Origin of the sequence: Pseudoalteromonas sp. 2CM36K, assembly GCF_023161865.1 — a bacterium.
Taxonomy (GTDB): Bacteria; Pseudomonadota; Gammaproteobacteria; order Enterobacterales; family Alteromonadaceae; genus Pseudoalteromonas; species Pseudoalteromonas tetraodonis.
In genome coordinates, this window is record NZ_JALNTK010000002.1 from 35,493 (window position 1) to 54,947 (window position 19,455).

Genomic DNA, 19,455 nt, shown 5'->3' on the forward strand with positions numbered 1-19,455 from the left:
AGTGAGATTAGCCCTTGAAAATAAAACAAAATTTTCAGTGGCTCCAAGGATTGATAAGCCTAATTATGACGAAAGGAATAATGTAAAAATGCTTACCAAGAACAACTATTCTAAAGATAAACCTTTTAATTTATCACCCATTATCTATAGTGTAAAGACATTTATTTTTTGGGAGGTAAAATTATGACCGTTACAAAGACGAACGCTAACGTTCACAGAGGTCGATTTGTTATACGATTTTACTCCCATAAAAATCAGTGCGCACTTAATCCCGAGTCATTTCAGGAGCTGATCCTGGCTTTTAAACTGGAATGTGACCCTAATGTGAAGCTGTTTGCCACCCAGCCTGAGCAAATAGAAGTGACTATAGACAAAAAAGTTTACCGCTATACACCCGACTTCTTAGTCCTATATCATTCTGGCTTCGCTGAATATATTGAAGTTCATCATGAGTCTCAGGTTGATAAAGAGTATCACTCGAAAATTCATCTTTTTAATGAGTACACCCGAAAAAAAGCACAAATAGGTTTACGGTTAATCATCGTCGATAAGCTCAATACTATCTTTATGGCGAACCTTAATCTGATAACAATGTATTACTCGGAGCATTCATTCCCATTAACAATGCTGCCTGATGGAGATTTAACCTTTGGTGAACTCATCGAATGCTTGGAGGGTATAGCTAAAAACCCAGTGTCAGAGGCTTATGGACTAATTGCATCAAATGTATATAAATTCGATATGGAGAAGCCGTTAAACGCCTCTACTACATTGATGCGAGGTCAACTCAAATGATCGGATATGCTACGGGCACTGACTTGACTAATAAGTACGGTAACGTTGAATCTATTGCGTTTGTTGACAGTACATCAATACTCCTTTCCGGTGATGGTATAGAGACTAAGAAGCGCCTATTACCTCGAGACGACTTTGAGAAATCAATTGATGATCAAGGCTTTATATTAAGAAGCGCACAGCATCCACATATTGAACTAACAGAATATCAAAAGTTAACGGTTACATCACGATTGATTTATCAATCTATCTTGAAAGAACTGGTTAGTGAAGGATACCCTGCTACAACCAAGAAGACATATGATGAGCTCATCAAACGAGTCGAGAGTCAACATCCTGCAACTATTGCCACAAAACACCCGCAATGGAAAACGGTATGTCGCCATTGGCGCGTATGGGTTCAATCAGATTTTAATGATGAGGCGCTTGCGGGAGTGAAGCGTAATAGGCCTATACGGCTAAATGCGGCCACTGAGGCTTTCATACAGCACTACATCGCTACCGTCTATTCGTGTAATAACTCTGCTTTCAAAGGCGCATATTACAGTAACTATAAACGAGAAGCGCAAGAAGCTAGCTTGAAAAATAATGAGATTCAAATCGCATCACAACGCACCTTTTACCGCCGGTTACAAGAGCTTACTGATGCCGAAAAACTTGCTAATTTTAAAGGCCTTTCACAAGCGGAAATCAATAAGCGACTAACAACGCTACGTAAACGAATAAAAACCTATTACGCAATGCAGCGCGTTGAATGCGACCGTGTTGTGCTAAATATGTGTTTAATTGACGACAAAACAGGTCTTCCGACACCGCCTATTTCTTTGTATGTAGCAATAGACGTATACACACGCGCACCTATCTCTGTGGTGCTTAGCTTTGAACCTGAAAACTCTGCCGGTGGGCTTAATCTTTTACGTCAAATATTTATGGCAGATAGTAATCTTACAATGAATGGACGTAAACCGACTACATTGATTATGGATAATGGCCCAGGGTTTAATAATCGTTTGATAAAAAAGGCTGCGGAGCGACTAGAGTTAAATATTCATTATACACCATCAAATCAACCTGCTAAGAAGCCATTCATTGAGTCATTTTTTAATGTGTTAAGAGATCACTTTTTTTCGGGTATGAAGATTGAAACGCAAAGTGGTGAGACGAGTATTGGATTTCAAAGTTATTCAGGAAAACGTACTAACCCGAACTCACTCGACACAATTCCATTAGCTAAACGTGCGGATATAAAGGTATCTGATTTTACAAAGCTACTGAATATATTTTTGACAGAATACATGCACAAACACCATAAACAGGCTGGCCATACGCCTATCAAAAAATGGAATCAGTCCATTATTGATACGCCTATGCCTTCATTCACATATGATCAGCTACAACATTGCTTCCACGTGTCCAGAGCCCAGGCCTCACATAAATTACAGCAACGTGGAACTATCAGATGTTTAGGTCAAGATTATTACAGTGATGAGCTAAAACAACTATACGCGGCTACTAAAACAGACATGGAGCTGGGTGAAAACCCCTCTGTTTATGTGTTTCATGACGACCTAGATGCCAGAAAAGTAACAGTTCAAGCAACACTGCCTGGCGAGAACAATCCTGTGGAAATAGTGGCTGATAATATTGACCATCATGATACTAAACTACCAGTCAGCTTTGCTGAACTAAATGGCAATCAAACTCTGACCCAACTCGGAATATATACAGAAACTTTCTCCCATACTCCTACTGGTCACTATGTCGGTGAAATAACTGAATTCGTAAAGCAAAAGCCCAAACGCAAACAGCACAGGGGCCCGAAGGTAGCGTCTTTCAATAAAAATACGAAAGAGAACTTATCCATTGTAGAGCGAATAAAAAAATCTCATAAAGTGAATGAACTTAAATCACAGATATCGCACTCAGGTGAACAAGATACCTACGCAGATACGATAGTGAGCAAAACCAGAGAAATGGCCTCTACCCGTTATAATGATGATGAAGGAAATGAAAAACAATGGTAACTATGCCCAGTACAATTTTCGCATGTGACATACAAATGAAGATATGGCAGAGGATAGCGGAAATCCACAATATGTATCACGTACCTTCAGAGGATAAACGAGCTCAACTTATTTATGGTGCCTCGGGTGCTGGCAAGACGTATATATTAAAGCAGTATCACGCTCAGTTTTTACCTGTTACTAAGCCAGAAAAACGACAAAACCAATCTTTTATGTCGCTTTTAAGGAGTTTAAAAAAAGTACTGCAGAGATAACTCGATTTTTAATTTCAGAGCTAGAGGGAACAACACAAAACTCTCGCACTACTGCAGCTGAATTGGATGCCCAACTTATCTCACTTCTCAAAGACCTAGAAGTGGAGCTAATCATTCTTGATGAAATTCAGAATATTGCCTCAAGTTATGATGGGATAGAGTTTCAACGAATTATTAAATATTTTTGCTATCTGATCGATAGCAACAAGATCCGTTGTTCGATTATTTTCGCCGGTACAAGCAGTGCTAAGCGCCTTATTACATTTGGTAGAACCGCCGGTAAATTTGACGATGACGAGCAGATGTCTCGTCGACAAATGCGCCCCATTGAAATTAAGCCAATCCTTCCTAAAACGAAAAACTGGATTGCCTGTTGTAATTGGTTCATTCAACAAGTTGGGTTGCCAAATTTAACAAAGGATGAGCACAGTGAGCTACTTGATCGTATTTACCTTGCGTACAGTGAGCACACCATGAGTACAATGCGCGATTTATTTTTACGTAATAACACACGAAATGCAAAAAACTATGATCAGCTTATAGAAGCCTTATTTGAAAACTTTGAGAAATATGCAATTGGGGCTGTCAATCCATTTGATTATGAACTTTTAACAAAAAAACAATTAGATGCATATCTAAATGAGCAAGATAAAAACCTTAGAAGTCAGTTCTATTCGGGGTTATGCTAATGCGTTTCCCAATAAAACCCTCTTACTATGAAGCGGAGTCAGGTATTGGTTATGTACTTCGTTTACTTAAAAGAAATGGCATACAATCAGAATCTCGCGTACTTAATAAGGCTATGCTAACCAGTATCATCAAAGGTAGATCAACAAAGAACGAACTCCTTGATCACCTTATTCCTATAACTCGCACTTTATCATCATTAAAGATAAAGTGCTGGACACATGCGAGATTGCTAACGCCACAAGTTTGTCCAGATTGTGTTAACCAATATGGGTATTTTAGGGCCCAGTGGCAAAATCCATTTTTACGACACTGTATTATTCATGAGTGTGCCCTGTTATCCGAATGCCCTCATTGCAATTCACCGCTGCAATTTACCATTAATCTTCTAAATGGCCGCTGCACATCACCTTTGTGCGGCTTACGCTTAACGCATATACCATTGAATAATCAATTAAAATCACCTGAACAAGTCCACGATGCATACCTCATAGCTAAAGTGATAGTTGACGATAGTAATACACGAACGAGTTTCCCACCAAAGGAGATTACCTCCACATTATTAAATAGAGCGGCTGATATTCTTAATAACCCAGATAGTGCTAGAGTATTCTTAAGTGAAAGGGCTAAACGTGTACCAACAGATCTACCGTTGAACATTGAGTTTCACAAAATTGAAATTATTGTTCAGAATTTGCTATGTGAATGGGGGTCATTATCCACACTATATGAAATGTATAATAGCGAGTATATTCGTTCAAAAGCTCCCATAACTCAGCTTTGGTTTGAAGCTCAAACAGCCTCCTCTATAATTGGGGTAACGTTTAAACAAATCGCTCTTTTAGTCGAAGTTGGATTGATAAGAACTGATTCAAAAAAGGCCTTAAGAACAGATACTCGCGTTGAAATATCAGGTGTTTATACCTTTTTAGCCGAGTTCAGCCACAATAAAGATTACGTCCCCCTTTCTGAGCTACGTCGCTTTATGGCTCTTCATAATATCTGTATAACTGATGTACTGATAGCTGCTAAAAATAAAGAATTATCAATAGCATACAAACCTTCATTAGACTTAATGCATTCCATACACGTTTTGCCTGAAGCATTCGATACCTTTTGTAAATTACATACTCAACTTATAAGAGATAAAACGATGTCCGTTGCAAACGTAGCTGAAGTCACCGGTATACCAAAGGTAGAACTAATGAGGTTGATTAATACCGGTAAGCTCAGGCCCGTTTACATTCATGGCAATAATTCAAAACGTATACTTAATTGTGATACTTTGAAGTTGGCGAAAACGCAAAACAAACAGCTATCACTCGACATTTAGTACTTTGTAATTTCAACTTTAATTTTTAGGCCGAGACATGTTCTCGGTCTATGCTTTATTAATAACAATAACAGCAGTTCACTAAAACTAATCGACTGAATATCAATAAGTTTAACTTTCCCTTTTTTAATAAAAGTTTAGTAATTTCATCCATAACTAAACCTAAATCAAACCAAATTTGAATTAACTCAACATTACAAATGAAGCTTCGCATATCTGCATTTTAACTTTCACTTAAATGGCTTCATTTCTCTTTATCCTAAAAATCCATTTTCTAATCGATTTACTACACTTTTACTAAGTAAATATTAGCGTATAGTGTTCGCCACTAATTTACCGAATACAGAATCTACTTAATTATGTGCTCATTAAAATCAAGTCAGAGTTCTTCAGTGGCAGAATGAGAATCTGCAAGGCAGAATGAGAACTTTTTGGCTGGATGAGAATTTGTGTTGGGGCAGTTTTTAGCTATAAATAATTCTCAATTTAAGAGGCGCAGTACCGATAAAGAACACAAGCTAAGTTATTGTTTTGAAATCTTATTACATGGCTGAGATTCTCAAGTTATATGGCGCCGATCAAATCTTGATCAGTGCCACTTAAATTGAGATTTATTAACTAAAATCTCACCTTGAACTTAGGTAGGATTAAGTAAATAGTCGGATGATTAAAATGAATTACATTAAGCCTGAAGAAACCTTAATGTATAAATATAGAATTAGTGCGTGGGCTATTTCCGGTTTGTGCCAATTGCAGACAGTGGTAACGCCTCGCTTAACCGGTGTAAAATAGCAGGCTAAAATTAGCGACGAAGGAGTGCAAGCCTGCTATTTTACGTCCTTTGGTTAAAGCGTTTGTTATATTTTTGCTAACTCAGGAATCGGTTCCTTTGTAGTAATAACGAATGAAGTCGAATTCAACACATCGTATGGCTGATAAAAACCTTGCTCCCCATTCTCATCGCACGAAAATATATGTGAAATGTCTGGAAAGTCATTAGGGTCAACAGGATGCAAGGCATTTGGATTATGGTACATTACCAAACTCTCTGACCATGATTCCGTATACTCAGGCGAATCTACATCTTCATGGAAAGGTATGCCAGCAAAAGCCTCTGGTTCAGGATTAAACCGAGTTCCAGCCCTCAAGATTTTAATATCTTCTCCCCCCATACCAGCGAGCTTACCCATACGATTAAACTTTGTAATAGTTGCTGCATTGCTAAATAAGATAGCACTAACATGCTCAGAGTCAGGCTGATTGAAAAAGCCAGAAGGAATTGATTTACCTTTCCATTCATGAGTCTCTATGCGGGTAATTTTTGGCTTTCCATCTACAATCGATGCCCTAAAACCGTATAAGTATTCCATTAAGGCAGTTCTAGACCAAGTCATAGAGCCTGTACTATGAAAGTCATGTATTGCGAATACTAATGGCTTGTCTTGAACATGAGTTTTTTCCCAATATTTCTTCTTGAGCTTAGAATATAAAGGACTACCAAACTTAATTGGCATATAGCCGTTGAGAAGCTCTCGTAACTTTTCGGGATCTTCCGGCGCCTCTTCATCTGGACGCGCTTGATTTTCACTCGGATTCACTGTCACAGCTTCAACTAAATACTCATGCACCTCATTAGTAATGTGGAAGTCAGGTGCAGCATTCCCTTTAATTTGAGTGAATTTATCGTGGAAATAGATATATAGATACAACTCCCAAAGGCGAGCGTCAAAGCCATGTGTTTGAAATTCTTTTATATAATGACCATCAGGGTCATCAAAAGTATACACTATTTCCTTTATCAAATTTCGAGCTGCTTCCATCCTAGGTTCTTCAGCTAATGCTATATAGATGGGATTCAACTTTTCTCGCTCAACTAAAGGCTCAAAAAGTTCATTGGTTAATTTAATTTCATCCCCTTGAGGGTAAAAAGAGTTATCATCATTTTTATATTTTTTAATAGATTTGATTAATTCATTTCGAGCATCTAGTTCACTAGGTTTAAATTTTTTGCTGACTTCTAGCGTCCTAAATATTTTTCTAGTATCACGCCCCATAACAACAAAGCCATAATCATTATCGATTGCATCTCTAAAAACAGTTGCTAGAATTTTTTTATCGTATGCAATAAACCACTGTTTTTCATCTGCTGTACTTCTCGCCATAGGATGACATGAAAAACAGAAAGCATCAAATTGACGCCTAGAAATACTCCTCACTCCTGATGGCAACTTAACTGCCACATTAGTTTTTTTACGTCTCTTTTCAAGCTTCTTCTTTCTTTTCTGATCTCGAGACAACTTAGCTTTTGCCATCAAGTACCTCTGAACTCAATTAAAAATATAACGCCGTATTAGGCGACTAGTAATAGCTTGCTAAAATGTGAAACAAAGTAGAACCGAGCAAGCAGTTACTAGTCCGACTTGAAAACCCTTGTTATATGGCAATTTCACCGATATCTGTAATTTCTTTGTATTGACTGTCAATTTCTTGAATCGATAAGTAGTGATTAACGTACCTATTCTCTTTACGCATGTATTGAACAAATATTACAGGATTACTAATGTCGCCTTTTGAAGTGCTAAACTCAACCATTTCGACTTCGTTACAGTCTGGCTCTCTACGAACGATTTCAGCAGCTTTAGATAAATATTCAACATACGGTTTATATTTCTCAATTACATATTCAGGTGTAATAGCATACTCAGCAATAGGCGCAATTGAATATTTATATTTATTGGCTTTCTTATAGGGATCTTCAATGGCGATAAATGAAAATTTATAGCTCTTAGGATTTAAGATGATCTGGTGATATTTGATACCACGGCCTTTAAGCTTATCCATTAGTTTATTTTTATCACTATCTGACATTCTTAATCCAAAATAGATAGCTTTTACGGCGCGATAATCATAACTATGTTTACCAGAGCTGGATGTTATAACTCTTATTTCTTTTTCGTAACTCCAAGCTTTAGATTTGATCCCGAACATTTTATTCAAGATTTTTTTTTGACTACTTGTGTCTATATCGGAAACACTTATTACTTGCGGAGAGTTTTTATATTTAACGTCTAAGTAAACGTAATCATTCTTTTCATATTCAATTAATTTATCTAAATCATATTCAACACAGAAACCTGTGTGATTACAACCATAATGAGCCCATAGCAACTCATCTAATGATGTTCGGCTTAACGAATATATGCCTGACTTATCGACAAAACTGAATACGTCCTTTAATGCGGCTTTTACATTACCAAGTTCATTAGTCGAACTATTAGCTTTTCCCACAAAGATTTTAAAAACAAGATCTAATTGAGTATTCACACTTTCATCATCGAATAACCCTTCACATGGATCATTTAAATTTTTTCTGGTAGGTGCCCAAAAGTAATTTTCGAAGAGTGTTTCTAAATCCCTTTCAAATTCACCACCGCGATATTTAAATACTCTCAAAAGCCTTCCTTGCCATATAATAATTTAATAGTGCGCTCATCGCGCATATTTCTGCCGATTAAACACTCATTTTCTACATTATATAGTTTTAACAAATAACCTAAGATATTACTATCACTATGTCTTCTCAAGCTTTAAAGTTAAATGAACCTATATGTGCGCGTCGCTCATTTTCATGAATATGTGTGCAAACAGCAGTTTGACCAATCAAGTAACTACGATATTTAGTCAACCTCAACGTCTGCACATCGCTCTTTGCCGAAGTACGCCTGGGTGCCAAAAACAGTCATTCAGATATAACTCGTTTCTGCCTAAAACGCTTTAGGGTAAATACTTTATAGGTGCCTTTGAGCTAATTTATACGTTCACTTATTTTAGAAAAGGAGTAGTTTTGTGTCACAATGCAACCATTAAGCTAAAAGCTTATTACCATCATGGAGTGGTTAACTATCCCTGACGGATGAGTGCCATAGGATAGTTATTAAATCAGCTATATGCTTATTTAGTTGCTGTTGTTGGTAACTTTGTTGAGAAAAGCCCAGCCAGTGCAATAAATACAAACGATACCGCTAAACAAGCCGCTAATCCGTATAGCTGGAAAATCCAGCCTGACAATACTGTACCAATCAAACGCCCCATCGCATTAGCCATATAGTAAAAGCCAACATCGAGAGAAACACCGTCGGCATCGGCCATGCTAACAATCAAATAACTGTGCAGCGATGAATTAATAGCGAACAGTACACCAAACAACATTAAACCAGCAATGAGCACTGTTTTTACTTGCCAATTAAAATACAGGGATAAGGCTATACCTAATGTAACCAGTGCCAGTAAACTCGCCCATTTGGTTGTTTCTATAGCAGGCGAAAACCCTTCTTTGAGATTCATTACCTTAGGTGCGATAGATTGTACGAAACCGTAACCAATCACCCATAGTGCCAAGAAGCCGCCTACCGTCCAATGATCCCAATTAAAGGCTTGCGACAAAAATACGGGCAGTGCAACCACAAACCAGACATCACGGGCACCAAATAAGAATAGTCGTGCAGCCGACAAGAGGTTAATTGAACAACTTTTTGAGAATATATCGGTGAACTTAGGTTTGCTCTTCGCTTTTCCTAAATCACTTTTTAAAGCGTAAAGGCTGTAACACCATACAAGTGCTAAACCACCCGTCATCAGCAGCATTGCACCTTTAAACGATAATAAGGTTAACAGTAAACCACCTAAGAAAAAGCCCACACCTTTTAAAGCATTTTTAGAGCCTGTTAATATTGCCACCCATTTGAAAAGCGTGCCTTCTTGCCCATCGGTAACCAACGACTTGATAGCACTTTTAGCACTCATTTTATTTAAGTCTTTGGCAATACCAGAAAGCGCTTGGGCAATCATCACATATACAACTGTTAACCATTCAGAGGGAACAGCTAGCATGAGCAAGGCAACAATTTGAATAGCCAAACCAATGTTCATGGTTTTATTTAGCCCTAAACGAGCACCTAAGAAGCCGCCAATCAAGTTGGTTACAACGCCAAAGATTTCATAAAACAAAAACAGCATAGCAATACTAAGCGGGCTATGACCTAACGCATGGAAATGAAGCACTACTAACATACGTAGTGCGCCATCCGTTAAGGTAAATGCCCAATAATTGCCTGTGACCACGAGGTATTGTTTAATATCGTCTGATAATGATGCCAAGCGCTTCATAGTGTCACTTTACCCTTTTATTGATAGACCCACTTTACGAGTAAGCTCAGCTGTTCTATTGGCGTATCCCCACTCGTTGTCATACCATGTATACAGTTTAACCTGAGTGGTGTTGACGACCATTGTTGATAGCGCATCGATAATGCTTGAACGCGGATCAGTTTTATAATCAATTGACACTAGCGGCTTTTCTTCATAGCCCAAAATACCTTTTAACTCGCCTTCAGCCGCTTCTTTCAGCCAAGCGTTAATTTCAGCTTCAGTTGTTGGACGTTCCACTTCAAATACACAATCAGTTATTGATGCATTTGCCAGTGGTACGCGAACGGCATGACCATTTAGCTTGCCTTTTAGTTCAGGGAAAATATGGGTAATAGCCGTTGCTGAGCCTGTAGTGGTTGGAATAAGGCTCATGCCACAGGCACGCGCTCTACGTAAATCTTTATGCGGTGCATCTAAAATCGTTTGAGTATTAGTTATATCGTGGATGGTTGTCATTGAACCATGTTTGATACCGATTTTATCCTGTAATACTTTTATCACTGGTGCTAAGCAATTTGTGGTGCAAGACGCAGCTGTTACAATGGCATGTTTTTCAGCATTATAAAGGTGGTCGTTAACCCCCATCACCACATTGAGTACGCCTTCTTCTTTCACTGGTGCAGTGACCACTACTTTCTTAACACCCTGATCTAAGTAGGCTTGCAGCAGATCGATTTTTTTCATTTTACCTGATGCTTCAATGACGACATCACATTCAGACCAATCCGTATCATTAATTACTTTATTTTGAGTGACCCGAATAGCTTGACCGTTGATTATCACATTGTTGTCATCGTTAGATACATCATGTGACCAAGTGCCATGCACTGAATCGTATTTTAATAGGTGTGCCAGTGTTTCTGCGTTGCCAGCAGGATCGTTGATTTGCACAAACTCAATATTTTGCCAACCAAAGGCTGCTCTAAGCGTTAATCGGCCCATGCGGCCAAAACCGTTAATACCAATTTTAATTGTCATGGTTAAACTCCTACTTTTTGATATTCATTAAAAAATGAAAGTTGCACAGGGTTAGAAAGCGCCTTAGGGCGTACTTTCTGTACTTGATTAATAATACTTGTCTTGTTGTAACCTAGCTCATACATCAGTATGCCAATCACTAAGCCCGTGCGACCTGAACCGCCTTTACAGTGCACAGCTATCGTGCCCTGATTACGCAAAATAACTAACACATCATCTAGGTGAGATCTGAACGCCGTTGCAAAGTCATCATTAGGCGCATCATCATCTAAAATAGGTAACTGAAACCATTTTATGCCTTGTTCGTTACAAACTTGAGGAAGTGTTTCGGCCTCGTTTTTCTTTATTTCTATATCATACATTAAAGTGACAATCGCTTGCGCTCCTGCACCTTTCAATTGCTTTACTGATGTCGTTAAGTCTACGTCTTTCGTTCCTGGGCATGGCGTGAAAATAAAGCTAGCGCCGTTATCAAGTGTCAGTTTGTCAAATGGGTGAGTTTGCATAAAGATCCTCTAATTATTAGTTAAACCAATGTTTTGTTCTGTTAACTATGGCAACAAGAGATAGCATCACAGGCACCTCTACAAGTACACCAACGACTGTAGCCAGTGCTGCACCGGAATGGAGGCCAAAAAGAGAAATAGCTACAGCTACAGCTAACTCAAAGAAATTTGATGTACCAATTAAGCACGATGGAGCTGCAATGTTATGTTTAAGCTTGATTTTTAGCGCAATAAAATAGGCAATGATGAAAATGCCATAAGTTTGAATAACCAGCGGAATCGCGATTAGCAAAATATTGAGTGGTTGCTCTAAAATAGTGTTAGCTTGAAAGCCGAACAACAGCATAACTGTGGCTAGTAAACCAATGACAGAAAATGGTTTTAACTTTTCTAACAAGGTTGTGATAGTTGTTTCATCACGACCTGAGGCATTTAGGTGCTTTCTGGTCAATATCCCTGCAATTAAAGGCAGTAATACGTACAACACAACAGAGGTAAACAAAGTTCCCCACGGCACATGAATATCCGATACCCCCAGCAGTAATCCTGCAAGTGGGGCGAAAGCAAAAATCATGATAATGTCGTTAACCGATACCTGAACCAAGGTGTAGTTTGCGTCACCTTTAGTAAGTTGGGACCAGACAAATACCATTGCTGTACATGGCGCTACGCCAAGTAAAATCATTCCTGCGATGTATTCTTGCGCGGTTTCTGGCGAAACAAAATCGGCAAACAATCCTTCGAAGAAAAGCCAACCCAATGCAGCCATAGAAAATGGTTTGATAAGCCAGTTAATCACTAAAGTTAACACCAGTCCTTGTGGATTTTTACCCACCTCTTTAATTGTTGAGAAATCTATTTGTACCATCATTGGGTAGATCATTACCCAAATGAAGATGGCAACGACGATATTAACATGCGCCACTTCGAGCTCTGCGATTGCTTCAAACAACGGCGGGTAAATAACCCCCAATGAGACACCTGCAGCAATTGATATAGCGACCCAAACAGATAAATAGCGTTCAAAAATTCCCATAATAATACTCCCTAGTTACAGCAGCTTGCTACACGCGTGGGACGATCACCCATCGCATTTAATCTGGCTAGCTCTTGTTCAATGAAAATGGGATCATTCACTACCGTTGATGTAATAGTTTGCTTCATCCACTCTGGTAGTGTTGGATTTATCGAATAAAAAACCCATTGCTGGTGTTTTCTATCGGATAAAATGCCCGTTTTTCTGAGTTGTGCTAAGTGACGAGAAACTTTAGGTTGGCTCTCTTCACTCAGAGCAGTCATTAGCTCACAAACACAAGCTTCACCCTCAACAGCAATAATTAATAGACTTTTCAAACGAATATCATCAGCTAGCGCTTTGTAAAAAGTAGTTGGTGTGATTGGCGCTAGTTTTTGCTTTTCTTTTGTTAGCAAAAACATTTTGAGCCGTTCATTTAGCTCTTGTAGTGTTTTTTCAAACGGATTGGCTTCTTTGCGGGAGCGAGGCTCAGGAAAATCCCATGCAAGGCAATTAGTGCCATTAACTCGGCTATCGCACTCTTTTGCCGCTTTATCACACAGGGTAATAACAAAATCAAAATGGATATTGCTAACTTCATCAAGGTGTTTTGAGCGTAAACCATCGGTACGCAACCCAAAGTGTTCAATAGCTGACAGCGTTCGGCTGTCCACATTATTTGGCTCAGTACCAGCACTGTAAACCTCGTACTCACCTTTACCATGATGTTTTAACAACGCCTCGGCCATGATAGATCTAGCCGAGTTTTCAGTGCATAAAAATAGAACTTTCATAACCACTCCATAACAAATTAGTTATATAATAAATTAATTATACAGTAAGTGCGATAGTAATCATTAAAAAAGAAATTAATAGGAATATTGTTTGAACGATACTGTCAGTCTGTGCTCAATCATTTTTTCATTAAAGTTTAATGAACGCCTTCTTTGAGTAAGTTTTTCATTATTAAATTGATGCTTAGAAACTCTGTTGGGTGGCGCCTTCGGCTTAACCAACCTACCTTTTGACGTAGGTCAGATAAGTAGCGAAGCCATGCGATCCATAATCACCTTGGCAATGAGAGTTCGCTAAAAATACTAGAATACGAAACACCTGCGCAGCGATTTAAGCTGTGTGTTGCATAGAATGGTTTAACTCACAGCGCTAAGCGGAACTTCAATCAAAACATAACTTGCTTGGCTTCTTGCAAACAATGGGAAGGTTAGTAGCAGGGATTGATAGTTTATACGACGATCGTGTCGTACCACTTAAAGTAAATTAAACATGTGTCTGATGATTACGCTGTAAATATTGTTGACTTACTTCACAAGTATCGTGCTGAGTCTATTACCAAATCAGCGCTTTTAGCGAATATTAATGATGCTAGAAATACGGCTGATAATGAATGGAAAGCCTACCTGAGCACACAGCTAACAGCTGAAGAAAAGCGCTTAGTAGATAATGTTGAAAGTAAACTACAGCCTGTGCTTACGCACTTGAAAAATTTAATTGTAAGTATTAATAGTGGTGAGTTTTTATTAATCCCACAAAAGCAATTTGTTTATGAGCTTTACCAATTATTTGATCCGCTGAGTGCCAGCTACCAAGCTTTAATTGATTTACAACTTAAAGAAGCAAGTGATTTTAAAGTTAAAGCTGATGAGAATTATCAATTTATAAAATTGATAATGAGTGTGATAATCGCGATATTGATTTTACTGTTACTGATTGTTGCTTACTTTATTTATTCTTCGATACAAAACCCATTAATGTCATTACGCGATACCATAACGCACATTGCGACCAATGCTGATTTAACAGCTAGTGCTGAGGTTCAAGGTAAGGATGAGATTGCAGATACCGCATCTAACTTTAATGATATGCTACTTCGGATCCAAGGTTTAGTAAAAGATATGGCAGGCGCAACACTGACACTTGCCTCTGCAGCTGAAGAAATGAACTCTGTTAGTATTCAGGTTGCCAGTTCAGCAACGCAGCAAGAGCAACAAGCTGTTGCTGATAATATCGAGTCAATAAATACGCTTTCAACTTTGGTTAATACTAATACGCTGCTCATTACAGATCTAAATACACAAACCAATGATATAAACCAAGTTGTTATGATGATTCAAAGCGTTGCTGAGCAAACTAACTTGTTAGCTTTAAATGCAGCTATTGAAGCAGCAAGAGCTGGCGATTCTGGTCGTGGTTTTGCCGTTGTAGCCGATTAAGTAAGGCAACTTGCTCACAATACTCAAAAGGCAACCGCTAGCATTAATGAGTTTAGTGCGAGTATCACGTCGGTTAGCGAAAACTCACAGCAAAATGCACAGGCATCGCAGGAACTCGCACAGCTTGCGGCAATGCTACAAGGGCAAGTTAATGTCTTTAAAGTTTAGGTACTTTCATTTTGCCGCATATTGCAGCTGATACCTAAATGAAAACATCATTTGCCATCACTCAATCATTTACAATGATTAAATGATGGCATGCTTGTTACTTTAAGCACTAGTTTGATTTGACAATATATTTATCCAATCACTGGGGTTTGAGAGTATAAACTGATACGAGCTGCCATCTTGCGTGAAAACCTCTATCGCATCAGCTGTTATTGGAACAAGGCCTGCGCCTTTGCCTTTACATTCAACCACTTTTAAAATTGTATCACGGGCAATTGTATATGGTTCTAACCCTAATTTTTCATTAAAAGGTTCAAAATTTAAGTCGGTTTGCGTAATCCAAAACTTTCCGTCCGCTTTCATAACTCCATTTTGAATGGTTGCCATTGTTGATTTAACGACTGTTGATTGCATATTTAAATTCCTTTACACGTTCATATAATTTCAAATTGTTCAACTTCCTTCTGTTTATTATTACAGCTAACTTGATAGCCAAAAGCAAGTTTATTTGTGCACTAACGCCACAAAGCCACCTTTTAAATTTAAAAGTTACCCGAATATATTTACCTGCTTTAAACTTTGTGGAATAATCGCTTCCCTCTTAGGGGAGTAGCCCGCTCAGTAATGAGTAAACTTATCAACATAATTGCATCTCATATGCATGGTAAGTTTGTAATGTTGTAGCAAGCGTTATCGGCGAGACCTAGGTAGACACTATCCTCATGGCGGGAGATAGCTGTTTGCCTTGGTTTAGTATTCCCGCCTGAAGATTATATTAATGGATATTTTTTTAACCTCTACCGTCACTGTTGCCCTTGCTGAAATAGGCGATAAAACCCAGCTTTTATCTTTACTATTAGCTGCTCGCTTTCATAATAAAATTGCACTTATTTTAGGCATTCTCGCTGCTACTATTATTAATCATGGTTTATCTGCATGGTTTGGTGATTGGCTAAGCGGGAACTTTGCCGTCGAATACTTACCTTGGATAGTCAATATAAGCTTTATTGTGGTAGGGCTGTGGCTACTTATTCCAGATAAAGATGAAGAAGTGAGCCATAAATACGACCGCTATGGTGCATTTTTAGTGGCCTTAATCTTATTTTTTATTGCTGAAATTGGGGACAAAACACAAATTGCAACCGTGTTGCTCGGTGCACAATATCAATCAGTACTTTGGGTTACGGTGGGTACTACAGTAGGCATGTTAATTGCCAATGTCCCTGTTATTTATGCCGGTAAGGCGTTACTAAAAAGAATTCCATTAAATACCGTAAGAGCGATAGCAGCCAGTGTTTTTGTACTGTTGGGTATTTATGGTTTAGTGGCTATATAATGATTAAATAACGTTTAAATCACTCTTTAATCTTTAAACAATAAAAAGCGCTTACCTACTTTTATACAAGTTAGTTGTAAGCGCTTTTTATATAAGGGTATATGATTTAGGCGTTATTTACACAATAGCAGCCTTTTGTATCCGCTATTAATAATGATGAGTTAAATCCGGCCTGTAAATTACTAATAACGGTTTCCACAAAGCCACTACCTTGAGAGCATGCCAGCCCTTCAGATAAAGGCCCTGCATAAACAAACTCACCATTTTTATCAATTAAAACGGCGGCAGGTGTGGCAGGGATCACTGACTTTAACTCATTATTTAATACAAAATTTTGCACTTCAACGCCTTGGCTTGTAGCAAAGCGTTGCAGGGCTGATAAATGAGGCTGTGCTTGAATTGTACAGCCGCAATTTTCTTGCGTAATAATCACAAGTTGAGCACTGTCTTTGTTTTGCCACAGTACTTGGTTTTTAAATTGCGAAAACCAGTTTTGTTGTTTAAGCATATTACCCTCATCAAAGGGCTTTAGCTGCCCTAGCTGAAAGTAAACAAGTGCCGACACAACAAAAGCAAGCCATATACAAATTAAGCTAATGGTGAAATAACGAGACTTACTTAAATTTTGCAATACTTTGCTCTAATACATCAATACTTACGTCTATCAGCTGTACTTTAGCCGTTAACTGCTCAACTATTTTAGTCTCTTGATACTGATTTTGGCGCATTTGATCTGTACTCATTGCTATTTGCTCTGTATTTCCAGCCTGCTCGGCAACCACTTGAGCGACTGAGTTAGTACTGGCAGATACCGCTTGAATTTGATCACTCATTGACGAAATTTTTTCTTTCATCGTTGCGCTTATTTTTGTTAAATCAACCACAAATTCTACACATTGATTCATAGATTGAGTTGACGTGCGACTATTATTTACCAGATCAGTAAGCGTAGACGCTATTTTGGTTGTTGTTGCTTGGCTGCTATTTGCAAGCGAGCGTACTTCATCGGCAACAACAGCAAACCCTCTGCCATGCTCCCCCGCTCGTGCGGCCTCTATTGCAGCATTAAGGGCTAATAAATTAGTTTGGTCGGCTATGCCTGAAATCTCATTGAGTAAGCTAGTAATAACATCGCCAGCGGCCACTAAATGGCTTAACTGCTCTTCAGTATTTGTTAACAAGGTGAGTAGCTCGGTGCTTTTTCTGTCGGTTTGTGATACTTCTTCCAGCGCAACATTGGCTGATTCAGTAATACTATTAACTTGTTGTTTTAAAGTATCGCTTTCTTGTTCAACTAACTTAAAACCATGCGCAACTTGTGAGCCTGAATTAGCAATAACATCTGTTTGCGCGTTTCGTTGCTGCGCGCTATTGGCTAACTCATCATGAACATGAATAAGTTCTTTAGAGTTATTTTTTAAAGAGTCAGACTGTACTTGAACTTGCTTAATCACATCTGATAAGTACTCAAGTAAAGTATTAAAACCAACTACCGCTTTGCTTGTTGTGTCATCTGCTCGCATAGAAAGCTTAACTTGATTTGGATCTTGCATTATTTGCTCTGTGGCATAGCTTAACGATAAACCCGCACGGCGTTCAAGCTGCAGTGTTTTAGCAATAAAACCGGCCACAAGCGCTTCCACAATGGCATACGCTGCGTGAATAAGCACAGTTGAAAAAGCGAGTCGGTCTGGATCAAATACGTAAAAACCAGTATTTTGTGTTTGCAGGTAGTAAAAAGATAAATGGTGTATAGCTACAAACACAATAGCGGTAATAAACACTCGCCACTGTATGAACATTATTAGCATGGCTAAGAAAATGAATATTTCGAAATGCACTTCAATAAGGCCATAGGCTTGTTGAATATGTAAAAATGAAAACATCATAATTGCAGCCGCAACAACATGCGGGGTCATTTTGCTATCAGGTTGGGTTTTTAAAAGCCAAATGGGGAGCAAACATAACGGTAAGCCGACAAGAAATGCTTCTGTTAGGGTGCCAAAATAAAGACCAATACCTATAGACTCAATAAACAAAAGACTAAAAATAATTGTAAATAACCGACTTACACTAGACATAAAAACCTTAAATTAATTGTGTTCTAAATTAAACACGTTCAGCCGTTACCTGAACTCAAAACAGCTCGCTGTTTATTATTTTAAATCAAACAAAAGTACAAATTATTTGATTTAAAACCGTTTTTAATGCGCTACTTAACAATTGGTAGTATTTGTTTAAAGGTAGACGTCCCTGCTTTTGTTGTCCATTGAAATATGATGGTCTCTACGCAAGACACTATAGCACCGGCTTGACGAAGCTGTTCTAGTGCAATAGCTTTGTGCTCTGTGTTTCTTGATGCTACTGCATCAGCTGCCACAGTGACCGCATAACCCTGCTGCAATAAATCTAAGCATGTTTGTAACACACAAACGTGCGCTTCAGTGCCAATAACAACTATGTGCGGGCGCTTTAACTGCGCAAGAGTATCTAAAAACCCCTCTTGCACACAGGCACTAAAGTTAATTTTTTCAAAATAGTGTGCATTAGGTAACGCAGATTTTATTTTCTCATCACTTTCACCTAGTCCTTTTTTATAATGTTCTGTAATTATTGAAGGAATTTGATGAATAGCACTTGCTTTTGCTAACTGCAGAGCACAATCTAGCGTGTCGTTAAACGAAGCAATCGCTGGTGCTAACTTACTTTGTAAGTCGATAACTAAAAGTAAACTGTGCTCTGCTTTAATATTTCCTGCGTAATTCATACTATGTCCTTACGTTATAATCAGATTAACTTTGTAACACACCAACAAAAATACAACAAACAGTTTACATTTAATGCTTTTTGTAATTTTTGAATTAAACTCAAGTTATATCACGCCAATATTTAATACCAACCTTGTTCATTGTAAGGATAA

General features: G+C 38.3%; 17 protein-coding genes. 6 read left to right on the plus strand and 11 right to left on the minus strand.

What is annotated here, in order from left to right:
• The first annotated feature begins 183 nt into the window (after positions 1-183).
• The 4 genes from MTN97_RS01290 (at position 184) to MTN97_RS01305 (ending at position 5,093) form a co-directional block, all read left to right on the plus strand.
• Positions 184-795 carry a TnsA endonuclease N-terminal domain-containing protein gene (locus MTN97_RS01290; protein WP_055011435.1) on the plus strand — a complete coding sequence of 204 codons (612 nt, stop codon included), beginning with the start codon at positions 184-186 and terminating at the stop codon, positions 793-795.
• Entirely contained in the window at positions 792-2,819 is a 2,028-nt protein-coding gene (locus tag MTN97_RS01295) for a DDE-type integrase/transposase/recombinase (RefSeq protein WP_055011436.1), read from the plus strand. The genes MTN97_RS01290 and MTN97_RS01295 overlap by 4 nt, the downstream gene beginning before the upstream one ends.
• 205 nt (positions 2,820-3,024) lie before the next feature.
• A complete protein-coding gene (locus tag MTN97_RS01300) occupies positions 3,025-3,762 on the plus strand; it encodes a TniB family NTP-binding protein (protein ID WP_312842956.1) in 738 nt (245 codons plus the stop codon).
• Complete coding sequence (locus MTN97_RS01305) at positions 3,762-5,093, plus strand: TniQ family protein (protein WP_248473447.1); 1,332 nt, start codon at positions 3,762-3,764, stop codon at positions 5,091-5,093. The genes MTN97_RS01300 and MTN97_RS01305 overlap by 1 nt, the downstream gene beginning before the upstream one ends.
• 857 nt (positions 5,094-5,950) lie before the next feature.
• Here MTN97_RS01305 and MTN97_RS01310 read toward each other — a convergent pair.
• From MTN97_RS01310 to MTN97_RS01340, 7 genes are all read right to left on the minus strand, one after another.
• The gene (locus MTN97_RS01310; protein WP_248473448.1) at positions 5,951-7,405 is read right to left on the minus strand and encodes a hypothetical protein; all 1,455 of its coding nucleotides are present in this window, start codon (positions 7,403-7,405) and stop codon (positions 5,951-5,953) included.
• Between the two features lie 121 nt (positions 7,406-7,526).
• On the minus strand, positions 7,527-8,546 hold the full coding sequence (locus MTN97_RS01315) for a DUF2971 domain-containing protein (RefSeq protein ID WP_248473450.1): 1,020 nt from the start codon (positions 8,544-8,546) through the stop codon (positions 7,527-7,529).
• Between the two features lie 498 nt (positions 8,547-9,044).
• Positions 9,045-10,259 (minus strand): organoarsenical effux MFS transporter ArsJ, encoded by a 1,215-nt coding sequence (arsJ, locus tag MTN97_RS01320; protein ID WP_248473452.1) that lies wholly within the window; start codon positions 10,257-10,259, stop codon positions 9,045-9,047.
• 9 nt (positions 10,260-10,268) lie between these two features.
• Positions 10,269-11,279, minus strand: coding sequence for an ArsJ-associated glyceraldehyde-3-phosphate dehydrogenase (locus tag MTN97_RS01325; RefSeq protein ID WP_248473454.1), 1,011 nt, complete (start codon positions 11,277-11,279; stop codon positions 10,269-10,271).
• A gap of 2 nt (positions 11,280-11,281) precedes the next feature.
• Positions 11,282-11,785, minus strand: a complete 504-nt coding sequence (locus MTN97_RS01330; protein ID WP_248473455.1) for a dual specificity protein phosphatase family protein — start codon at positions 11,783-11,785, stop codon at positions 11,282-11,284.
• A gap of 16 nt (positions 11,786-11,801) precedes the next feature.
• Complete coding sequence (gene arsB, locus MTN97_RS01335) at positions 11,802-12,821, minus strand: ACR3 family arsenite efflux transporter (protein ID WP_069440176.1); 1,020 nt, start codon at positions 12,819-12,821, stop codon at positions 11,802-11,804.
• 11 nt (positions 12,822-12,832) lie between these two features.
• Positions 12,833-13,594, minus strand: a complete 762-nt coding sequence (locus tag MTN97_RS01340; protein WP_036983845.1) for a metalloregulator ArsR/SmtB family transcription factor — start codon at positions 13,592-13,594, stop codon at positions 12,833-12,835.
• A gap of 492 nt (positions 13,595-14,086) precedes the next feature.
• Between MTN97_RS01340 and MTN97_RS17985 the strand changes: the two genes are divergently transcribed.
• On the plus strand, positions 14,087-15,031 hold the full coding sequence (locus MTN97_RS17985; protein WP_248473457.1) for a methyl-accepting chemotaxis protein: 945 nt from the start codon (positions 14,087-14,089) through the stop codon (positions 15,029-15,031).
• Between the two features lie 270 nt (positions 15,032-15,301).
• On the opposite strand, the gene MTN97_RS01350 is transcribed toward MTN97_RS17985, so the two are convergent.
• A complete protein-coding gene (locus tag MTN97_RS01350; RefSeq protein WP_013463090.1) occupies positions 15,302-15,613 on the minus strand; it encodes a hypothetical protein in 312 nt (103 codons plus the stop codon).
• Between the two features lie 364 nt (positions 15,614-15,977).
• Here MTN97_RS01350 and MTN97_RS01355 point away from each other — a divergent pair, with 364 nt between their 5' ends.
• Positions 15,978-16,535: a TMEM165/GDT1 family protein gene (locus MTN97_RS01355; RefSeq protein ID WP_069440178.1), complete on the plus strand. Its 558-nt coding sequence runs from the start codon at positions 15,978-15,980 to the stop codon at positions 16,533-16,535.
• Between the two features lie 106 nt (positions 16,536-16,641).
• Here MTN97_RS01355 and MTN97_RS01360 read toward each other — a convergent pair whose 3' ends face one another.
• The 3 genes from MTN97_RS01360 to MTN97_RS01370 all read right to left on the minus strand — a co-directional run bounded on the left by MTN97_RS01360 (position 16,642) and on the right by MTN97_RS01370 (position 19,302).
• The gene (locus MTN97_RS01360) at positions 16,642-17,166 is read right to left on the minus strand and encodes a DUF6436 domain-containing protein (protein ID WP_248473459.1); all 525 of its coding nucleotides are present in this window, start codon (positions 17,164-17,166) and stop codon (positions 16,642-16,644) included.
• The gene (locus MTN97_RS01365) at positions 17,150-18,616 is read right to left on the minus strand and encodes a methyl-accepting chemotaxis protein (RefSeq protein WP_248473461.1); all 1,467 of its coding nucleotides are present in this window, start codon (positions 18,614-18,616) and stop codon (positions 17,150-17,152) included. Before MTN97_RS01365 ends, MTN97_RS01360 begins: the two co-directional genes overlap by 17 nt.
• A gap of 131 nt (positions 18,617-18,747) precedes the next feature.
• Positions 18,748-19,302: an isochorismatase family protein gene (locus tag MTN97_RS01370; protein ID WP_036983839.1), complete on the minus strand. Its 555-nt coding sequence runs from the start codon at positions 19,300-19,302 to the stop codon at positions 18,748-18,750.
• Positions 19,303-19,455 lie beyond the last annotated feature (153 nt).